The sequence below is a fragment of the Bacillus sp. CD3-5 genome (assembly GCF_006349665.1).
GTDB classification, from domain to species: Bacteria; Bacillota; Bacilli; order Bacillales; family Bacillaceae_G; genus Bacillus_A; species Bacillus_A paranthracis.
The window spans coordinates 1-523 of record NZ_VEPX01000049.1; the positions used below are offsets into that span (position 1 = coordinate 1).

Here is a 523-nt window from a genome sequence, read left to right on the forward strand (position 1 = left end):
GTATAGGGGGTGACACCTGCCCGGTGCTGGAAGGTTAAGGAGAGGGGTTAGCGTAAGCGAAGCTCTGAACTGAAGCCCCAGTAAACGGCGGCCGTAACTATAACGGTCCTAAGGTAGCGAAATTCCTTGTCGGGTAAGTTCCGACCCGCACGAAAGGTGTAACGATTTGGGCACTGTCTCAACCAGAGACTCGGTGAAATTATAGTACCTGTGAAGATGCAGGTTACCCGCGACAGGACGGAAAGACCCCGTGGAGCTTTACTGTAGCCTGATATTGAATTTTGGTACAGTTTGTACAGGATAGGCGGGAGCCTTTGAAACCGGAGCGCTAGCTTCGGTGGAGGCGCTGGTGGGATACCGCCCTGACTGTATTGAAATTCTAACCTACGGGTCTTATCGACCCGGGAGACAGTGTCAGGTGGGCAGTTTGACTGGGGCGGTCGCCTCCTAAAGTGTAACGGAGGCGCCCAAAGGTTCCCTCAGAATGGTTGGAAATCATTCGTAGAGTGCAAAGGCATAAGGG

The 523-nt window shown here is 53.2% G+C and carries 1 rRNA gene; it reads left to right on the forward strand.

The features are described from left to right. Positions 1-523, forward strand: a 23S ribosomal RNA gene (locus FH036_RS26935); the annotation flags it as partial.